Below are 18,976 nucleotides of genomic sequence, written 5' to 3'. Positions count from 1 at the left end.
GGCTGACCCTGCCCTACTAGCCTCTCAGGCCTCTCAAGGAGAACATCGTGCGTTGGGATGACATGCGCGAAAGCAATAACGTCGAGGATGAGCGCGCCTCCTCTGGCGGCGGCTTCGGCGGCGGCGGCATGCGGCTTGGCATCGGCGGCATTGCGATCGTGGCCGTCGTGGGCTTGCTGATGGGCAAGAACCCGCTGGAAATCCTCAGCATGGTGATGCAGGTGTCGCAGAACGCGCCGACGCAATCCGCGCAACACAGCCCCGCCCGGCCCTCCGGCGAGACCGACAACGATCGCAGCAAGCAATTGGTTTCGCACGTGCTGGGCGACACCGAAGACACCTGGACGCAACTGTTCAAGCAAGCCGGGCGCGCATACCAGCCGCCCAAGCTCGTGCTGTTCCGCCAAGGCATCCGCTCAGGCTGCGGCGACGCCACTTCGGCCGTTGGCCCGTTCTATTGCCCGGCCGACACCAAGGTCTACCTTGACCTCGGCTTCTTCGACGAACTGCGCCGCAAGTTTGGCGCCCCGGGCGACTTTGCCGCCGCGTACGTCGTCGCACACGAGGTGGGCCATCACGTCCAGAACCTGCTGGGCGTGTCGGAGAAGGTCAGCCGCGCGCAGGCCGGTAAATCGCAGGCGGGGGCGAATGCGCTGTCGGTCAAGCTGGAGCTGCAGGCCGATTGTCTGGCCGGCGTGTGGGGCCACTTTGCGCAGCAACGCGGCTTGCTTGAGCGTGGTGACCTGGAGCAGGCTCTGACCGCCGCGCACGCCATCGGCGACGACACCCTGCAGCGCAACGCTGGCCGCAGCGTCACGCCCGATGCCTTCACGCACGGCACGTCAGAGCAGCGCATGCACTGGTTCCGCCAGGGCTTCGACGGCGGCGATCTTCGCCAGTGCGATACCTTCCGCTCCGGAGCGAATGCCTGATCGCTGATCAGCGCCCACCCGCGCAATCCAGCAGCGCGCCCGTCACGTAAGAGGCCGCATCGGAGAGCAGCCACACGATGGTCTCGGCCACTTCGTGCGGCGTGCCGGGCCGGCCGATCGGCGTGGCGCTGCCAAGGCGCTGCGCGCGATCGGGCTGGCCGCCTGAAGCGTGAATATCGGTCTCGATCAAACCGGGGCGCACGGCATTGACCCGCACGCCATCGCGCCCGAGTTCACGCGCCAACCCGAGCGTCATGGTGTCGACGGCGCCCTTGGAGGCAGCGTAGTCGACATATTCGTGCGGCGACCCCAGCCGCGATGCCGCCGACGACACGTTCACCACCGAACCGCCCACGCCACCACGCGAGGTCGACAACCGCCGCGCCGCCTCGCGCGCTACCAGAAAGGCGCCCAGCACGTTGGTCTCGAACATCGTACGCAGCCGGTACGTGGTCATGTCGGCCACGTCCTGTGCCTCGGCCACGATGCCTGCGTTGTTGACCACGCCATGCAGCGCGCCAAAGCGCCCCGCCGCTGCCTCGAATAGCGCGATCACATCTTCGTCGTTCGACACATCGCCCTGCACCGCCAGCGCGTGGCCGCCGGCCTGTTCGATCAGCCCCACCGTCTCTTCCGCCGCCTGCCGGTTGCCGCGATATTGCAGCGCGACAGACCAGCCGCGTTGCGCGCACAGCACTGCCGTGGCGCGACCGATACCCCGGCCCCCGCCGGTAATGACGATGGTCTTGGACATGCCGATCTCCCGATGTGTTGTTGTGTTCGCAATTGTGCCGAGATACCGCGTTTTTGGCAGCAAGGGATGTGTCCGAATCCGGCGAATCCATGCGACCCGACAGGGCTAGACTAGCTGCCGAGTCCCCCGATCACCACCATGCACCTCGACCACAACGCCTGCTACCACGCCGTGCAATCGCGCGACCGTCGCTTTGACGGCTGGTTCTTCGTCGGTGTGACATCCACCGGCGTATATTGCCGCCCCGTTTGCGCGGTCCGCACGCCGCTGGAAAAGAACTGCCGCTTCTTCAACACGGCCGCCGCCGCCGAGCGCGCGGGCTTTCGGCCGTGCCTGCGGTGCCGCCCAGAACTCGCACCTGGCCACAGCCTGGCCGAGATGTCGTCGAGCCTCGCGCGCGCCGCCGCCCGCATGATCGACGAAGGTTTTCTGCAAGAGCACGACCTGGCCGCACTGGCCGCAGCCGTGGGCGTGACTGACCGCCACTTGCGCCGCATCTTCCGCGCCGAGTTCGACGTCTCGCCCATCGAGTACGCGCAAACGCAGCGCCTGCTGCTCGCCAAGCAACTGCTGACCGACACCGCCATGCCCGTCGGCGATGTCGCCTTTGCGGCCGGCTTCGGGAGCGTGCGGCGTCTGAACAGCGGCTTTACCGAGCACTACGGCTTTGCACCCACGCGCCTGCGCTCGCGCACGACGGCTGCGCACACCGAAGACGGCCCCACACTCATGCTGGGCTACCGGCCACCGTTTGCGTGGCAAGCGTTGCTCGCGTTTTTGCGCGCTCGTGCGGTCGATGGCGTCGAGGTGGTCGACGCCGACAGCTACGCGCGCACGATCACCGTCGACTACGGCGGCGCGCGTCACTTCGGCTGGCTGCACGCGCGCGATGTGCCGCAACGCCATGCGGTGGCGCTCACCCTGTCGCCCAGCCTGCTGCACGCCATGCCGCCCGTGCTGGCGCGCGCGCGGCGGCTGTTCGACCTCGATTGCCGGCCCGATCTGGTGGACGGGCACCTCGGCACGCTCGCTGCCGAAACCCCCGGCCTGCGCGTGCCGGGCGCTGTCGACGGCTTCGAGATTGCCGTGCGCGCCATCACCGGGCAAGTCATTTCGCTGGCGCAGGCGCGGCGCATTCTCGGGCGCATGACTGCCGCCTATGGCGTGCCGTTGCCGCAATCGCGCGAAGGGCTGTCGATGGCGTTTCCGAGCGCTACCGCACTGGCGAACATCGACGCGCAAGCGCTGTCCGCGCAAACCGGACTGCAAGCCAGCCGCGCCACGGCCGTCGTCGAGCTCGCCCGCGCCATCGACGGTGGGAGCCTGCGGCTCGAACCGCTGGTGCCGCTTGCACGCACGCTGACTGCCTTGCAAGCGCTGCCCGGTGTCGGCGAATGGACTGCGCAATACGTCGCCATGCGCGCGCTGGGCTGGCCGAACGCATTTCCGCTGGGCGATTACGTCCTGCGCAAACGGCTCGCCAACGGCGACGGCACGCTGCCCACGCGCCGTGCCATGGTCGAGCGCGCCGAACCGTGGGCGCCCTGGCGCGCGTATGCCGCCATGCATCTCTGGCACCGCGAGGATGCGCTCACCCAACCTGCGCCGCATTGATTGACGAGTCGACCGCCATGTACCGCCACACCTTTGCCTGCCCGCTCGGCGATCTGCTCTTGACCGCCAGCGACACGCACCTGACCGGCGCGTTCTTTCCCGGCCAGAAGACGATTCCGCTGAATGCCGCGCGCATGTCGCCGGGCGCGGACATCCCGGTCATCCGCGAGGCACAGGCACAGTTCACGGCGTACTTTGCCGGCAAGCTGCAGGACTTCGATCTGCCGATGGCGCCCGAGGGCACGCCGTTTCAGCAAGACGTCTGGCGCCTGCTTTGCAACATCGCATTCGGCAGTCGCACCACGTACGGGCAGATGACCGCGCGCCTGGGGCTCACGCGCGAACATGCGCGCGCGGTGGGCACCGCCGTGGGCCGCAACCCGATCTCGATCGCCATCCCGTGCCACCGCGTGGTCGGCGCGGATGGTGCGCTCACGGGCTATGCCGGCGGCTTGCCACGCAAGGCCGCGCTACTGCGGCTCGAAGGGCATCCCGCGCGGGTCGGCGAACGCCTGCCCATGGCTGACGACGACCGCCAAGGCACGCTGGCACTGCAGCCTGCATAAAACCCGAATCGCGCGGACAATGCGCGCACACCGCCCCACAACGATAACGAGCCCCCTTCCATGCGCCGCTCCGACGTGCTTGAACTTCTCACCCTGGCTGCCCTGTGGGGCGGCTCTTTCCTGTTCATGCGCGTGGCAGCGCCGCCGTTCGGGCCCGTTGTGCTCATTGCGCTGCGTGTGGCGATCGCCTCATGCTTCCTCGTCCCGATTCTGACCTTGCGCGGTGGCATGGGCGCCCTGCGCACGCACTGGCCGCATCTGCTGGCCGTGGGCGTGCTGAACTCGGCCATCCCGTTCTGCCTGTTCGCCTACGCCGAACTCACGCTTACGGCGGGCTTCACCTCGGTGCTCAATGCGGCGGCCCCGTTGTTTGCGGCCATCGTCGCGTTCACATGGCTGGGCGAGCGGATGCCGTCGCTGCGCGTGCTTGGATTGGCGATTGGCTTCATCGGCGTGATCGTGCTGGTGGGCGGGTCGTCTGTCATCGATGCAAAACAAGGCGGCGTGGCGGTAGCCGCGGCACTGTCGGCTACCGTGCTGTACGGCGTGGCCAGCAGCTACACCAAGCGCTTCCTGACCGGCGTGCCGCCGCTGGCCGTGGCGACCGGCAGCCAATTGGCCGCCGCCATCGTGCTCGCTCCGCTGGCCTACTGGCTTTGGCCCGCGCAAACGCCCACCGGCAGCGTGTGGCTGCACGTCATCGCACTGGGCATCGCATGCACGGGCGTCGCCTACATCCTCTTCTTCCGCCTTGTCGCGCACGTGGGGCCGACGCGCGCGGTGTCGGTCACCTTCCTGATCCCGGTGTTTGGCGTGCTGTGGGGCATCCTGTTCCTGGGCGAGCAGCTGACGCTCAACATGGTGATCGGCTGCGCGGTGATCCTGCTCGGCACGTCGCTGTCGACCGGCGTGTTCGCACCAGGCAAAAAGGCCCCTGCAAATGCGGCAACCGCTGCAAAGGATAAGGATTCGCTTTTGCGTTCCGGCCGCTGAATGGCCACGTTGATCGTGCCCCGCTTGGCGGGGGCACCGCACTGCGCCGGTCAAAGCCCGCTTGAAGTCGACGCTTAAATCCGCAGTTGAATCCGTAAGCAATGCGGTTATGTCTTCTCCGCCCCACATTGCGAAGGATTTTTCCGTCGATTCGTGCAACGCGAGAAAACGTTGGCGCTGCCCCGATAAATAGCCGATTTGTAATGAATACCCTACCGCTTTGACGCCCATGCAATTTATTCAATGGCGCCAGCATTGGCTCTGTAGCTAGATTTAAAAAATCTGCAAAACTGAAGTAGACGGCCGAAACATCGACCAACGCGCACTCGATCTTAACGATCCGATAATCCGATTTGAGAAAATTGCATCATCGATTACGGATATCTCCGCGCGTTGCACAGATTTTCTTTGTTATGCTCGCCATCGGTCGATGAGGGGCGTGCAAGGGAACGGCACATTTGCTGCAAAGCAGCCGAATTCCCAATTGCCGGCGGGTTCTCCGCTGCACAGCCGACTAAGCACGCTCCATCAAATACGTTGGATACGCGCATGCTGGACGTCTACCTGAATAAGCATCTGATCGGTCAGCTATCGTGCGGCCGCAGCGGTTGGGCGTTCGAATACGATTCCCGCTGGCAGGCTTCGTCGCAGGGCTTTGATCTGAGCCCGCACCTGCCGCGCACCGCTGGCAATATCGCCGACACGGCAAAAGCCCAGCCGGTACGCCACTTCTTTGAATACCTGCTGCCCGAACCGGCACGCAACACGCCGAAGGCTGCTGCCGCGGCGCTGGAGCATCTCGCGCAGGCGGCGCCGCATCTGGATGGCCCGCTGGCCCTGGTGCCGGCCGGCCTCAAACCATGCAGCGGGCGCGCCGACGGGCTGTCCGAGCGCGATCTCGTGCTGCAGTTCCAGCAAACTGTCGGACGCCCGCCCCGCAGCACGCCGCTGCGCGTGGCTGAACCTCGCGCACGCTATGGCACCGATGCTGCCACAACGTCCGAAGAAATCAGCCTGCCCTTCCTGGCCTCGAATGGCTTGCCGGTGTCGATGTGGCTCGGGCGGTTTTCCGCGCCCGCCAATGCCGCACAATCGAGCCACTTCGTTCGGCTGGATCTGGGCGAAGGCGCGCACTTGCCGTACGCCACCATCAACCACTGCTGGGCCACGCTGTTGGGCCGCAGCATCGGGCTGGACACACCGTTCATCGGGCTGCGCCAGTTTCCCGAAACGGCCGCGGTGGTGCAGCGCCTTGATCGCACCCTGCGCTGCAAGAGCGACGATACCGCGCTGGTGCAGGCCCGCTATGTCGTCTCGGCGGTGCAACTGCTGGGGCTTTCACCCAAGCACCGCTTCCTGCCGATTACAGTCGAGCAGGTCGCGCAATGTGCGAGCTTGTGTGCAGACCCCGCTTCCGCCACGGCCGCGCTGTTCCGCTGGATGGTGTTCTGCCTACTGATCGGCGGGCGCAACGCCTCGGCCGGCACACTGCACTTCCACATTGGTGCGGACGGCATCCGCCTTGCGGCGCACGACCACCTCTTCTGCGCAGCGGTCTACGCCAACGAATGGAATGCCGATGAATTGTCGCCAGATGCGCAAGCCCGTTATGAGGCCATCGACCAGGACGCCCTGCTCGCCCTGGCCGATCACCTCGGCTACGACGCCAGCCAGGCGCGCCGCGAGTTGCTAAGGCTGATCAGCATGCTCGCGCCGCAGTCCTCATTCGTGGCGACGCATCTGTCCCAGGCGCTCGGGCATTCGCCCACGCGCGCCGCGGAGATCGATTTCCTCGCGCGCATCCACCGCCACGTATCCGAAACGGCACGGCGGCTGGGCGGCAAGACCGCCGAAGTCTGAACTAAAGCGCGAGCCTTGAGCCGCCAGCAAACTTAGAGCGCGGCCAAGCTGACCGTGCCATAGCGCGCATAGCCGTGCGCGGCCAGCGTATCCATGGCCTCGGCTTCTGCGCGGGCAAATGTCAGCGCGAGCGTATCGGGGCTTCCTGCCCCGCTGGCGAAGGCCTGATAGGCCGCGAACGCCTCGCGCGGCGACACACCACTGCGCTCAAGCACGCGCTGCGCGGCCTCGAGCGCCGCACGAATCGCCGTCTCCCCGGGCGGGGCATCGCGAAACGCCAGCTGTAGACAAGACGTCGTCGGATTCATCCGCGTTTCGATGTTCGATTCACTGGAACAGCACACCTGACCCAGTCTAGGAAAGCGCCTATCGAGTGCCAAGCGTTGCGCTCGCCCTAGGGCGTGTTTCTGCCCAACGCGCATGAGGGACTCGGGGATGCCCCCGGGTGCACATGCCATGAATCACGTTGCATAATCGAATCGATTGACGAAGCAACGACTTTGTTGGCGCCACCATAACGACAGGAGACATCCATGATCACGCCCCCCATCCGGCTGAAACGTACTGCGCTCGCCTGGCTTCTGGCCAGTGCAGCCTTGCCGACGTTCGCGCAGATTCCGTCCAGCCCTGGCGGCACGCCATCCGCAACTGCGCAACCTGCGGCGGCCACGGCCGGCGGGATCGACGTGGCGCAGATCAAGCCGGCGGTGGACGCGGCGGTCAATGCGGAATACGGTCAGCTCGACCTGCTCTACAAAGACATCCACGCGCATCCAGAGCTGGCGTTCCAGGAAACGCGCACGGCGGCCAAGCTGGCCGAGCAGATGCGCAAGATCGGCTTTGATGTGACGGAGCACGTTGGCAAGACCGGCGTGGTGGCTGTCTATCGCAATGGCGCCGGCCCGACGATCCTGGTGCGCACTGAACTCGATGCGCTGCCGATGGAAGAGAAGACCGGCCTGCCCTATGCAAGCCACGTCCACACGAAATGGCGCGGCGAGGACGTAGGCGTGGCGCATAGCTGCGGGCATGACGTACACATGGCGTCGTGGGTGGGCACCGCCAAGACGCTGGTGTCGCTCAAGGACCGCTGGCACGGCACGCTGGTGTTCGTCGCGCAACCTGCCGAGGAAACCGTGACGGGCGCGCAGAGCATGATCGACGACGGCTTCTTCAAGCGCTTTCCCAAACCCGACTATGCGTTTGCGCTGCATACCGGCCCGGGGCCATACGGTTCGATCGTTTTCAACAGCGGTCCGATCACGTCCAACTCCGACGGGCTGGAAATTACGTTCAAGGGCCGCGGCGGCCACGGCTCTGCGCCCGACAAAACCATCGACCCGGTGATGATGGCGGCGCGCTTCGTGGTCGATCTGCAAAGCGTGATCAGCCGCGAGAAGGATCCGCAGGAATTTGGCGTGGTGAGCATCGGCGCCATCCAGGGCGGCAGCGCCGAGAACATCATCCCCGACAGCGTGCTGCTGCGCGGCACGATCCGTTCGTACAAGCCGGCGGTGCGCCAGAAGATGCTCGACGGCATCCGCCGCACGGCCAAGGCCGTTACCGAAATGTCGGGCGCGCCGGACGCCGATATCAAGATCACGGAGGGCGGCAAGGCGGTCAACAATGATCCGACCGTGGTGGCGCGCACCGAGGCGATGTTCAAGACGGCCTTTGGCAACGACCGCGTGCTGCGCGTGCCACCCATCACGGCCAGCGAAGATTTCTCGGCGTTTGTTGACGCGGGCATCCCGTCAATGTTCTTCTTCATCGGTGTGAACGATCCGCAGACGTTCTTCGCCTCGCTCAAGCCGGGCGCCAAGCCGCTGCCGACCAATCATTCGCCGCTGTTCGCGCCCGTGCCGGAGCCGTCCATCAAGACGGGCGTGACGGCAATGTCGCTGGCAGTGCTCAATGCGCTGCAATGGAACAAGGCGTCGGGCCAGTAGGCCGGCGTTGATGTGGGCGCGGAGCCCGATGACCGGGCGGCCGCGCCTTTTGATTTCTCAGGAGGGGATTCCATGTTCAACCGTTTCATCCGCACCGGCGCCCTGCTGCTGTGCGCCTGCGCCGCGGCACCCGCCCTGGCGCAAACCACGCCCGCCAACCCGGCCACCAACCGTCTCGACGAAATCATCGCGCGCGGCACGCTGCGCGTCGGCACCACCGGCGACTACAAGCCGTTCACCTACAAGAACCCCGCCGATGGCCGCTTCATTGGCCTGGACGTCGAGATGGGCGAGCGCCTGGCCAAGGCACTCGGCGTAAAGCTCGAAATCGTGCCGACCACGTGGTCGACGCTGATGCAGGACTTTGCGGCCGACCGGTACGACATCGCCATGAGCGGGGTCTCGGTCACGCTGGAGCGGCAGAAGAAGGCGTTCTATTCGATCCCGTATCAGCGCGATGGCAAGACGCCGATCACGCGTTGCGAGAACCAGGCGAAATACCAGACGCTGGCGCAGATCGACCAGCCGAACGTGCGCGCGGTGGTCAACCCAGGGGGCACCAACGAGAAGTTCGCGCGCGAGCACTTGAAGCAGGCGCAGATCCGCGTGTATCCGGACAACGTGACGATCTTCAACGAGATCGTCGCCGGCCGTGCAGACCTGATGATGACCGACGCGGTGGAAACGAAGCTGCAGCAGAAGCTGCACCCGGAACTGTGTGCCGTGCACCCGGAAGCGCCGTTCGATTTCTCCGAGAAGGCATACCTGCTGCCGCGCGACGTGGTGTTCAAGAACTTCGTCGACCAGTGGCTGCGGCAAACCACCGAGAGCGGTGAATTCGCCAAGCGCTTTGATGCGTGGCTGGCGTATCCGTGGAACACACCGGCCAAGTAAACGGCCTGAGCAGTGCTATGCCCGTGCGGCGCGCCTGGCAGCGCCGCCCATCAGCAGCACGAGGCACACTCCGTTAAGCAGCGCGCCAAGCATCCAAACCGTGCCGGACCACACCGGCGCGGTCATCGCATACACCGCTGTGGCGGCCAGCGGCCCGATCATGGCCGCCACGCTGGCAAGGCTTGCCAGCGCGCCCTGCAACTCGCCCTGCTCATGCTCGCCCACCTGGCGCGAGAGCATGGCCTGCAGCGCCGGCATGCCAACCTCGGCCATGCACAGCACCACCATGGTCGGGTAGACCATCCAGCCGGCGCTGATCCAGGCCATCGCCGCAAAGCCCGCCACATCCATCATCACGCTCAACACCACGGCGCGGCGCTCGCCCAGCGCACGTGAGATCGGCCCGGTCAGGAAGGCCTGCGCCAGCGCATGCATCAGCCCATAAGCCGCCAGTGACAGGCCGGCGGCACGCGTGTCCCAACCGAAGTGCGCCTCGCCGTGAATGACCCACAGCGTTTGCGGAATCTGCCCGACGATTTCGATGATCGCCAGCACAGCCAGCAACGGCAACAGCGTCGGCACACGTGCCACGCGGCGCAGCGACTGCACCGGCAGCAGCGCGCGCCAAGCAAAGGGCGCACGTTCAGCGCGGCGCGACTCCGCCAACGCGAAGCAAGCCACCAGAAAGTTGACGCCATTGAGCGCCGCCGCCAGCAGGAACGGCGCACGCAGCCACCAGTCGCCCAGCAGCCCGCCCAACGCCGGCCCGGCGATGAATCCCAAGCCGAAGCACGCGTTCATCAGCCCGTAACGGCGCGCACGATCGGCCGGCGCTGTGATGTCGGCGACGTACGCTGTGGCCACCGCATAGTTGGCACCTGTGATGCCCGCCACCACGCGGCCGACGTACAGCACCCACGCGTGCGGCGACAGTGCCATGACGAGGTAATCGACCGCCGCGCCCGCCAACGACAGCAGCAGCACCGGCCGGCGCCCGTAGCGATCGGCCAGCGCGCCCAGGATCGGCGCAAAGACAAATTGCATCGCCGCATACGCCGCGATGAGCAGGCCGAATTCGAATGCGATGTCGCCCGTGTGGTCCAGCTCGCGCAGCAGGCTTGGCAGGATGGGCAGGATCAGCCCGATGCCCATGGCATCGAGCGTCAGCGTAACGAGGATGACGGCAAAGGCAGGCATGCGAACGCGCCGCGGGCCCGTCGGGCGGCGGCGCTTCGAAAAACAGAAAGCCGAGATGATGCCGTGGAAGTGCGCGCTTGCAGCGTCGTGCGGCGCTCAGGCGAAAGCCGCCGGCAAGCTTAGTGGAGGTTGGCCGGATCGCCGTGTTGCAGGGCCAGTGCGTCGCGCAGCAGCGCGTCGGTCATGTCGCGGCCCAGGAGCGCCGGGTCAAAGCGCGCGGAGAAACGCGTCGAGCACGACTCCACCTGCAACACCACCTGGCCCGGCGGCAGCAGTTCGATGTCGACGTGGATGACCTCGTCGTCTTCGGTAAAGGAATGCAGCAACGTGAGTGCGCGGTAGCCGTCGGCGCGTTCCACGGCGGTTTCGGTCCAGGACGGCGCCAGCAGCGCGCAGTTCACCAGCGTTTCGGGCTCGTCAGGGCGATACAGGTGCAGGCCCATCATGGTCGAAGCAGCATCGGCCACGCCGGACCATTCGGCTGCAGGAATCAGATCACCGAGCAGCCGAATGTCGTCGACCGCGGCGTCGGTCTGCACAAAAGCGGCACCCAGGAAAAAGGCGGTCTCGTCGCGGAAACCACCCGCCACGGTATTGCGCCACAGGCGATGGCTGCTCTTGCTGCCGAGCGCCACTTGCGACAGCACCTTGGCTGCGCGTGCGCCGTCTGCGCCCGACCACTGGTCCACCGCACCATGCGAGAACAGGCGATCGGCCATCACCAAACCCACGCCCTCGGGCAATACGCGCTCTTTCAGCCAGTTGGCCAAGACGTGCACACCGCTGAACGGCATGTCCGGACGGCCGATCGCATGCGCTCGCACGCGGCCGTTTTCCGGCACGTGGAACGGCATGGCAAACAGCCTCGCCTGATAAGCGACGCCGTCAATCTCGAAACGGGCGATGGAAGCGGTGGTGATGGACATGATGACCTTCCTGCTGCAAGGGGCGGAAAACGCCGCCCGTACCTGCATCAACGACCATCCACGCCGAATGTTTAGCCGCCACATGGGGGGTTGGGGGGAGGGGAATCCCCACGTCTGTAATGCAACGCAACAATCGGGGGACTGCAAGGCAGGAATCTTTTGCCGCTCCAGCCGTCACACCTTCGCATTAAGGGTTATCCCGCATCTCATATTTTCATTTCAATTCAATGACTTATATGCAGATTGTGGTGCTTGAGGGGTCACAATTGTTCTTATTTTTTGAACAAAGAGTTTAATAGAACTGCTTTTTTACCCTCTGAGCAACGACTAAGCTTATGCCATCGCGTTACCGCACCGCAGCGAAACTGCCCTGCGGCAATGCTCACCCCCCTGTTGTGGAGTTCACCATGAAAACCAAGAACCTGATTCTCGCCTCGCTGATCGCTGTTGCCGCTGTTCCCGCCTTCGCTGCTGGCGTGCAAAGCCAAGACCCGTACACCAACGGCCAAGCCGTGACCAAGGCTGACCCCTACACCGACGGCGCCCGTAAGGCCGACGTCTACACCGACGGCGCCGTGCGCAAGGCAGACCCGTACACCGATGGCGCGCTGCGCAAGGCCGATCCGTACACCGATGGCGCCCTGGTCGGCAAGGCTGACCCGTTCAGCGACGGCCAATAAGTCGGCCGTCCGCTGTTCGCATCACCCGTATCACTCTCCCTCCCCGATGCCGGGTGCCTCAGTTGGCACCGGCACCGGCTTACCGAGGCGGCCGTTTGGCCGCTTTTTTTTTGCCTACACCCGCAGAGTTCACATTGCGAGCCCGGATTTTTCCTCCCTCAAGCCCCTGGGCGCGCGTCCGATAGAAGAGAATGCATTCATTGGCGGGGCGCCTTCCCTTGAACCCGTTGCGCAAACGTGCCTCGCCACGGACTGATCCCTGAACATCAACATGCGCAAGCGCATCGCCATCGAACACCTGCGGGTGGGCATGTACCTCGACGAATTTGTCGGCTCGTGGCTCGACCACCCGTTCTGGCGGGCACGTTTTCGCGTGGAAGACGCCGCCCAATTGCAGCGCCTGCGTGCCAGCGGCGTGCGTGAGGTGTGGATCGACACCACACGCGGCACCGACGTGGCCGCCGCCAATGCGGCACCTCCGGCCCCTGACGCCCCGGCGCCGCCCGCCTGCGCCACCGCCGCCAACATCGCGCCGCGCCCCATCACGTATGCGGAAGAAATGCGCCGCGCCGCCCGTCTCATCAGCAAGGCAGAGGTGGCCGTGCAGGCCATGTTTGCCGATGCGCGCATGGGCCGCACGATCGAAGCGCGCGACGCATTGCCCTTGGTGGAAGCCATTTCAGGCTCCGTAGACCGCCACCCGAGCGCACTGACAAGCCTCGTGCGCCTGAAAGCAAAAGACCGCTACACGTTCCTGCATTCCGTGGCGGTATGCGCGCTGATGGTGTCGCTGGGCCGCCAGTTGGGGCTCTCCGATGACGAAGTGCGCGACGCCGGCCTTGCCGGGCTGCTGCATGACATCGGCAAGATCGCGATCCCGCCTGAGGTGTTGAACAAGCCCGGCGCCCTGACCGATGCTGAATTCCGCCACGTGATCGTCCACCCGCAGGCAGGGCACGACATCCTCGCGGGCGACAGCAGCATGCGCGACATCGCGCTCGACGTCTGCCTGCACCACCACGAACGCATAGATGGTACCGGCTATCCGCATAAGCTCGCGGGCGAAGGCATCTCGCTGTTTGCGCGCATGGGCGCCATCTGCGACGTGTACGACGCCGTCACGTCCGACCGCCCATACAAAAAGGCGTGGGAAGCTGCCTACGCGGTGCAGCGCATGGTCGAATGGCGCGGCAACCATTTCGACCCGATGGTGTTCAATGCCTTTGTCAAAAGCGTGGGCATCTATCCGGTGGGATCGCTGGTCCGCCTGCGTTCAGGCCGGCTGGCGGTGGTCATGCAGCATGCGCCGGGCGCCTTGCTCACGCCCACGGTCAAGGTATTCTTCTCGATATCATCGGGCACGCGGATTGCGCCCGAACTCATCGATCTGGCGCAGACCGGCGACCAGATCGTCTCGCGAGAAGAACCCCGCGACTGGGGCCTGACCGACCTCAACGAACTTTGGATACACGGCGACTGATCCGTAGCCCCTTTGTGTGGCGCTGGCTGGCATGGCTCGCGCTGGGCTGGCTGGCGTGCAGCGCATCGGCCTTGGCGGAACCACCACTGCGGATCGGCTCCAAGCGCTTTACCGAGTCGTACGTGCTGGGCGAAATCCTCACGCAGACCGCTAACCCGCGTGGCCCTGCCGAGCATGTGCCGGGCCTGGGCAACACCGCCATCGTCTTCGCCGCGCTCAGGAACGGCAGCATCGACGTCTACCCGGACTACCTCGGCACCATCGCCGCAGAAATCCTGCACTTGCCTGCGGAGCAGGCTGCCAACCCCGATCAGGCAGCGCTGCTGGCCGACGTGAACCGTGGCCTGGCGCCGATGGGCCTGGCGGCCGGCGTGCCCCTCGGCTTTGAAGACACCTACGCGCTTGCCATGCGCGATGCCGATGCCGAACGGGAACACATCCGCACGCTCGCCGATCTGGCCACGCACCCGGCGCTACGGCTTGGCCTGTCGCACGAATTTCTCGGCCGCGCCGATGGCTGGCCGGCCATTGCGCAGCACTACAAGCTGCCCCAAAGACCGACGGGCCTCGACCACGGCGTGGCCTACGACGCGCTGCGCGCCAGCCAGGTCGACGCGATCGACATCTACTCCACCGATGCCAAGATCCGCCGCGAACATCTGCGTGTGCTCGACGACCCTGCGCACGTCTTCCCGCGCTACGACGCCGTGCTGCTGTACCGCGCTGACGTTGCGCAACGGCATCCGGCGCAATGGCAGGCGATCAGCGCCCTCGCCGGGCGCATCCAGCGCGACGACATGGTGGCGATGAACGCCGCGGTCGAACTCGAAGGCCAGTCGTTCTCGCAAGCCGCGCGCCAGTTTCTCGCTGGGCGTGGCAGCACGCCAGCAGCGACGCCGGCTCATGCATTCTTCACCCGGCTGATGGACGGCCTGGGGCGGCTCACGCAACGACATCTGATGCTGGTGGGTATTTCGACTGGCGTTGCCGTGCTGCTCGGCGTGCCGCTGGGTCTCATGGCGGCGCGTCGCCGGATCAAGCAGCCGATCCTTGCCGTCGTAGGTGTGCTGCAGACGATTCCGTCGCTGGCGTTGCTGGCGATGCTCATCCCCATCGTCGGGTCGATTGGCGTCGTGCCTGCGCTGATTGCGCTGGCGGTCTATGCGCTGTTGCCCATCGTGCGCAACACGATCGTCGGATTGGAGCAGGTGCCCGATGGCCTGCGCGATGCGGCATTGGCGCTAGGCTTCACGCCGTCACAACGCACGCGCGTAGTGGATCTGCCGCTGGCGCTGCCGGTCATTCTGGCTGGCGTCAAAACCGCCGCGGTCATCAGCGTGGGTACGGCGACCATTGCCGCGTTCATCGGCGCCGGCGGCTATGGCGAGCGCATCGCCACGGGGCTCGCGCTCAACGACAGCGCAACGCTGCTCGCGGGTGCCATCCCCGCCGCGGTACTGGCGCTGCTCGTGCAGGGCGCGTTCGAGGTGGTCGAATGGTGGCTGCGCCGACACGGCAGTGACACCCCGCTCCGCTGACGAGCACGCGCGCGGACGTTCCATTACCATCGCGGTCATTCCAGCCGCCTTGCACGCCCCGCTTATGACCACGCTCCCGTTTTCTACCGCCCTGCTCGTCGCGGCGGCCGGCGTTTATGCCGGCGCCCAGAATGCCCTTGCGGGCGGCGGATCGTTCATCACGTTTCCGGCCTTGCTGCTGGCGGGTCTCAACCCGCTGGGTGCCAACATGACGTCGACAATCGCGCTGTTCCCCAGCCAGATCACCTCGTCGATTGCCGGGCGCAAACTGGCCGGCGGCGTCGATGCCGGCGAACATCACCTCTCGCTCAAGCAGCTCATTGTCATCAGCCTGGTGGGCGGTGTGCTGGGCGCACTGTTGTTGCTGGCGACGCCGCCGTCGTTCTTCGCCAAGCTGGTGCCGTATCTCGTGCTGTTTGCGACGAGCGTGTTTGCGTGGGGCAGCTTCCGCCGCAAACCGCTGCATGCGGCATCGGGCATGTCGACCACCGCGCTGGCGACCGCCCAGTTTGCAATTGCCATTTACGGCGGCTACTTCGGTGGCGGCATCGGCTTCCTGATGCTCGCGGCGCTGACTGTGGCCGGCCAGCAGGTGCGCATGGCGGGTGCGACCAAGAACGTGCTCGCCATGACGATGAATGCATCCGCCGTGGCGGTGTTTGCGTTCTCTCCGCAGGTGAACTGGGCGGCCGTGGTGGCGTTGGGCATTGGCGGCATCGCGGGCGGATTTGCCGGCGCGTGGCTGCTGCACCGGCTGCCGGAAAAAGTGCTGCGCGGCTTCGTCGTGATCGTCGGGATCGTCCTGACGGTCTGGCTGTTCATGCGCGCCTGAGCGCCACACCTGACGTTGACTTGACAGCGTTTGTCCGACAGACGGTTCAGTCAACGCCTACTGTCTGCCGGGGGGCCGCTTTCCTATTGTGACGTTCGGGATGCACGTCGTGGCACGCGGCATGCGTGCCGTGAAGTCGACCCCGTGTCACAACAAGGAGAACGAGCATGCAAGCACGCAAGATGTCGAGTCTGGCCGCAGCAATTGCAATGGCCGCCTGCGCGTGGATCGTCGCGGCGCCCGCGCAAGCCCAGCAGAAGGATCACAGTGCAGTGACGGGCGTCGACAGCCCGATGGAGGGCCCGCGCACCCAGGTTCAGCGCAACGCCGATGCCGCTGCCAACCCCGGCTATCACAACAACGCCACCGGTGCGCAACCCGAAGCCACGCCCGGCACGCTCAAGCAGAAAGTCCACCGCGCGCATGTGAAGACCGACAAGTGGGTCGACAAGCACGTCACGCACCGCCATGGCAAGGGCAAGGCGATGGCCGAATCGTCGTCGGACCGCGCGTTCTGGTCGCACCGTGCCAACCAGTGCGATTCGCTGGTGGGTGAAGCCCAGCGCGTCTGCCGCGAACGTCGCTCCGAAGCGGTGAACGGCCAATAACGCTGCACACGGCCCATAGAAAAAGCCACCGATATCCGGTGGCTTTTTTTGTTGCGACAGACAGAGCGTCAGACGATACCGGTGGCGTAGAACACGGCAATCACGAAGAACACGGCCAGCGTCTTGATGATCGTCACGCAGAACACGTCGCGATACGCCTCGCGGTGCGTGAGGCCCGTCACGGCCAGCAGCGTGATCACGGCGCCGTTGTGCGGCAGGGTATCCATACCACCCGAGGCCATCGCCGCCACACGGTGCAGCACCTCCATCGGAATGCCTGTTGCCTGCGCGGCCTGCACGAACTGATCGGCCATCGCCGCCAGCGCGATGCTCATACCGCCCGATGCAGAACCGGTGATGCCTGCAAGCGTGCTCACCGTCACCGCTTCATTGACGAGCGGATTTGGAATCGCACGCAGGCCATCGGCGAGCACCAGGAAACCCGGCAGCGCGGCAATCACGCCACCGAAACCGTATTCCGAAGCGGTGTTCATCGCGGCCAGCAGCGCGCCTGACACGGCCGCCTTGCTGCCTTCGGCAAAGCGGCCCTTCACAGCGCGGAAGCCGAACACCAGCACCACGATGATGCCGATCAACAGCGCCGCTTCCACGGCCCAGATCGCGGTCAGCTTGTCGGCTTCAACCGTCAGCGGCTTGGGCAAGCCCGGCAACGCAACGGTGACGACCTTGCCGTACCACGTCGGAATCCAGCGCGTGAACAACAGGTTCATCACGCCCACCAGCACCAGCGGCGACAGCGCGACGAGCGGATGCGCGAGCGTGCCCGTTTCGGCGGTCTCGGGCTCGTTCACCAGCTTGGTGAGGCCGTGGTCATAGCCGTGGCCATTGCGCAGCGCTGCGCGGCGGCGCCATTCCAGATACGACATGCCGACCACGATGATGAACAGCGCGCCGATGGTGCCGAGCCACGGTGCCGCCCACGACGTGGTGTGGAAGAACGTGGTCGGAATGATGTTCTGGATCTGCGGCGTGCCCGGCAGCGAATCCATCGTGAACGAGAACGCGCCCAGTGCGATCGTGCCTGGAATCAGGCGCTTGGGGATGTTGCCCTGGCGGAACATCTCGGCTGCAAACGGGTACACCGCAAACACCACCACGAAGAGCGACACGCCGCCGTAGGTCAGCAGCGCGCACACCAGAACGATGGAAAGCATCGCCCGCTTGGCGCCCACTACACGGATGACCGACGCGACAATCGAGCGCGAAAAGCCCGACAGCTCAATTACCTTGCCGAACACGGCACCGAGCAGGAATACCGGGAAATACAGTTTGACGAAGCCGACCATCTTCTCCATGAAGATGCCGGAGAACACCGGCGCCACAGCCGATGGATCGGTCAGCAGCACCGCGCCGAGGGCAGCGAGCGGTGCAAACAGGATGACGCTGTAGCCGCGATATGCGGCGAACATCAGAAATGCCAGCGCAGCCAGCACGATGATGACGGACATCGACAATCTCCTCGCATGCTTTTCTTTTAAGAGCGAAGGATTGTATGTCGCGATGCAACAGATTCCGTTACGCAATCACGCGTATTGAACTGACGGCGGAACTGGCGTTCGCGCGCGCCGGATGGGCCTCTTCGTCACGTTGACGATGACGATTCAATGACGGTGCCCCCACCCTCCTCCGTGACCCCAGCCGCCGCGACCGCCCCACCCGCGGCCACCCCAACCGCGATGGCACCCCCAGCAGCCGCCCCCGCCAATCCACACGCTGCCGAACACCGGCGCCGCGTAAACCGGCGCTGGGTAATACGCCGGCCCATAGTAGTAGTAAGGATCGTACGGATACGCAGCCGCTGGCGCAGGCGCCACGGCCATCGGGGCGATCGGGTTGCCGTAGGCATCGTAATACGGTGCGACCACGCAGCCGCCCAGCAAGACGACCGCGCACGCGGCCAGCGCGCCCGGCAGGATGGCGGCACGGCGGCCAGGTTGCGATGCGCGGTCCATGATGTGCTCCGTTGGATGCATGTGCATATGCGTTCGACAGTGTTTGGCTGACTCAATTCCAAGGTCTTCGTATACCGCGCCGCAGCGAATCCTTGCCGGATCACTTACCATGACCGCTTCGCCGCCCGCGCTGGGGAGAGATCGAGGCAGGCGATGCCCATAAAACACTGGAGGACACAT

At 65.3% G+C, this 18,976-nt stretch carries 18 protein-coding genes; 12 read left to right on the top strand and 6 right to left on the bottom strand.

The features are described from left to right. Positions 1-47: 47 nt before the first annotated feature. The gene (ypfJ, locus tag ACTJK4_RS07260; protein ID WP_316878715.1) at positions 48-932 is read left to right on the top strand and encodes a KPN_02809 family neutral zinc metallopeptidase; all 885 of its coding nucleotides are present in this window, start codon (positions 48-50) and stop codon (positions 930-932) included. A 7-nt stretch (positions 933-939) separates the two neighbouring features. On the opposite strand, the gene ACTJK4_RS07255 is transcribed toward ypfJ, so the two are convergent. Then, the gene (locus ACTJK4_RS07255) at positions 940-1,686 is read right to left on the bottom strand and encodes an SDR family oxidoreductase (protein ID WP_440817143.1); all 747 of its coding nucleotides are present in this window, start codon (positions 1,684-1,686) and stop codon (positions 940-942) included. A gap of 138 nt (positions 1,687-1,824) precedes the next feature. Here ACTJK4_RS07255 and ACTJK4_RS07250 point away from each other — a divergent pair, with 138 nt between their 5' ends. The 4 genes from ACTJK4_RS07250 (at position 1,825) to ACTJK4_RS07235 (ending at position 6,719) form a co-directional block, all read left to right on the top strand. Further along, positions 1,825-3,300, top strand: a complete 1,476-nt coding sequence (locus ACTJK4_RS07250; protein ID WP_440817141.1) for an AlkA N-terminal domain-containing protein — start codon at positions 1,825-1,827, stop codon at positions 3,298-3,300. A 17-nt stretch (positions 3,301-3,317) separates the two neighbouring features. Continuing rightward, positions 3,318-3,866, top strand: coding sequence for a methylated-DNA--[protein]-cysteine S-methyltransferase (locus ACTJK4_RS07245; RefSeq protein ID WP_322017487.1), 549 nt, complete (start codon positions 3,318-3,320; stop codon positions 3,864-3,866). A gap of 60 nt (positions 3,867-3,926) precedes the next feature. Then, complete coding sequence (locus ACTJK4_RS07240; protein ID WP_440817139.1) at positions 3,927-4,859, top strand: DMT family transporter; 933 nt, start codon at positions 3,927-3,929, stop codon at positions 4,857-4,859. A 549-nt stretch (positions 4,860-5,408) separates the two neighbouring features. Continuing rightward, on the top strand, positions 5,409-6,719 hold the full coding sequence (locus tag ACTJK4_RS07235; RefSeq protein ID WP_322017489.1) for a HipA N-terminal domain-containing protein: 1,311 nt from the start codon (positions 5,409-5,411) through the stop codon (positions 6,717-6,719). Between the two features lie 32 nt (positions 6,720-6,751). On the opposite strand, the gene ACTJK4_RS07230 is transcribed toward ACTJK4_RS07235, so the two are convergent. Next, positions 6,752-7,027 carry a hypothetical protein gene (locus ACTJK4_RS07230; protein ID WP_024974928.1) on the bottom strand — a complete coding sequence of 92 codons (276 nt, stop codon included), beginning with the start codon at positions 7,025-7,027 and terminating at the stop codon, positions 6,752-6,754. Between the two features lie 225 nt (positions 7,028-7,252). Between ACTJK4_RS07230 and ACTJK4_RS07225 the strand changes: the two genes are divergently transcribed. Both ACTJK4_RS07225 and ACTJK4_RS07220 read left to right on the top strand, forming a co-directional pair. After that, positions 7,253-8,668: a M20 family metallopeptidase gene (locus ACTJK4_RS07225; RefSeq protein WP_260802050.1), complete on the top strand. Its 1,416-nt coding sequence runs from the start codon at positions 7,253-7,255 to the stop codon at positions 8,666-8,668. 72 nt (positions 8,669-8,740) lie between these two features. Beyond that, complete coding sequence (locus ACTJK4_RS07220) at positions 8,741-9,562, top strand: transporter substrate-binding domain-containing protein (RefSeq protein WP_440817135.1); 822 nt, start codon at positions 8,741-8,743, stop codon at positions 9,560-9,562. 15 nt (positions 9,563-9,577) lie between these two features. Here ACTJK4_RS07220 and tet read toward each other — a convergent pair whose 3' ends face one another. Together tet and ACTJK4_RS07210 are read right to left on the bottom strand one after the other, a co-directional pair. Further along, positions 9,578-10,759 (bottom strand): Tet(A)/Tet(B)/Tet(C) family tetracycline efflux MFS transporter, encoded by a 1,182-nt coding sequence (gene tet, locus ACTJK4_RS07215; RefSeq protein ID WP_440817133.1) that lies wholly within the window; start codon positions 10,757-10,759, stop codon positions 9,578-9,580. 119 nt (positions 10,760-10,878) lie between these two features. Continuing rightward, positions 10,879-11,685, bottom strand: coding sequence for a hypothetical protein (locus tag ACTJK4_RS07210; RefSeq protein ID WP_232040840.1), 807 nt, complete (start codon positions 11,683-11,685; stop codon positions 10,879-10,881). A gap of 407 nt (positions 11,686-12,092) precedes the next feature. Between ACTJK4_RS07210 and ACTJK4_RS07205 the strand changes: the two genes are divergently transcribed. From ACTJK4_RS07205 to ACTJK4_RS07185, 5 genes are all read left to right on the top strand, one after another. After that, positions 12,093-12,365: a hypothetical protein gene (locus ACTJK4_RS07205; RefSeq protein WP_124381667.1), complete on the top strand. Its 273-nt coding sequence runs from the start codon at positions 12,093-12,095 to the stop codon at positions 12,363-12,365. Between the two features lie 271 nt (positions 12,366-12,636). Next, on the top strand, positions 12,637-13,845 hold the full coding sequence (locus tag ACTJK4_RS07200; protein WP_440817129.1) for an HD-GYP domain-containing protein: 1,209 nt from the start codon (positions 12,637-12,639) through the stop codon (positions 13,843-13,845). Further along, positions 13,827-15,383, top strand: a complete 1,557-nt coding sequence (locus tag ACTJK4_RS07195; protein ID WP_440817126.1) for an ABC transporter permease/substrate-binding protein — start codon at positions 13,827-13,829, stop codon at positions 15,381-15,383. Before ACTJK4_RS07200 ends, ACTJK4_RS07195 begins: the two co-directional genes overlap by 19 nt. Positions 15,384-15,447: 64 nt before the next feature. Then, positions 15,448-16,215: a sulfite exporter TauE/SafE family protein gene (locus tag ACTJK4_RS07190; protein ID WP_322017495.1), complete on the top strand. Its 768-nt coding sequence runs from the start codon at positions 15,448-15,450 to the stop codon at positions 16,213-16,215. A 167-nt stretch (positions 16,216-16,382) separates the two neighbouring features. Next, entirely contained in the window at positions 16,383-16,823 is a 441-nt protein-coding gene (locus ACTJK4_RS07185) for a hypothetical protein (RefSeq protein ID WP_232040845.1), read from the top strand. Between the two features lie 68 nt (positions 16,824-16,891). Here ACTJK4_RS07185 and ACTJK4_RS07180 read toward each other — a convergent pair whose 3' ends face one another. Further along, positions 16,892-18,292 (bottom strand): GntP family permease, encoded by a 1,401-nt coding sequence (locus ACTJK4_RS07180; protein WP_322017496.1) that lies wholly within the window; start codon positions 18,290-18,292, stop codon positions 16,892-16,894. Between the two features lie 153 nt (positions 18,293-18,445). Continuing rightward, the gene (locus ACTJK4_RS07175; protein WP_232040847.1) at positions 18,446-18,796 is read right to left on the bottom strand and encodes a hypothetical protein; all 351 of its coding nucleotides are present in this window, start codon (positions 18,794-18,796) and stop codon (positions 18,446-18,448) included. Between the last annotated feature and the right edge of the window lie 180 nt (positions 18,797-18,976).

The sequence above is a fragment of the Ralstonia sp. 22111 genome (assembly GCF_052045895.1).
GTDB lineage: Bacteria > Pseudomonadota > Gammaproteobacteria > Burkholderiales > Burkholderiaceae > Ralstonia > Ralstonia wenshanensis.
The sequence above is the reverse complement of the archived record's forward strand: the minus strand, read 5'-3'. Positions and strand labels throughout refer to the sequence as shown.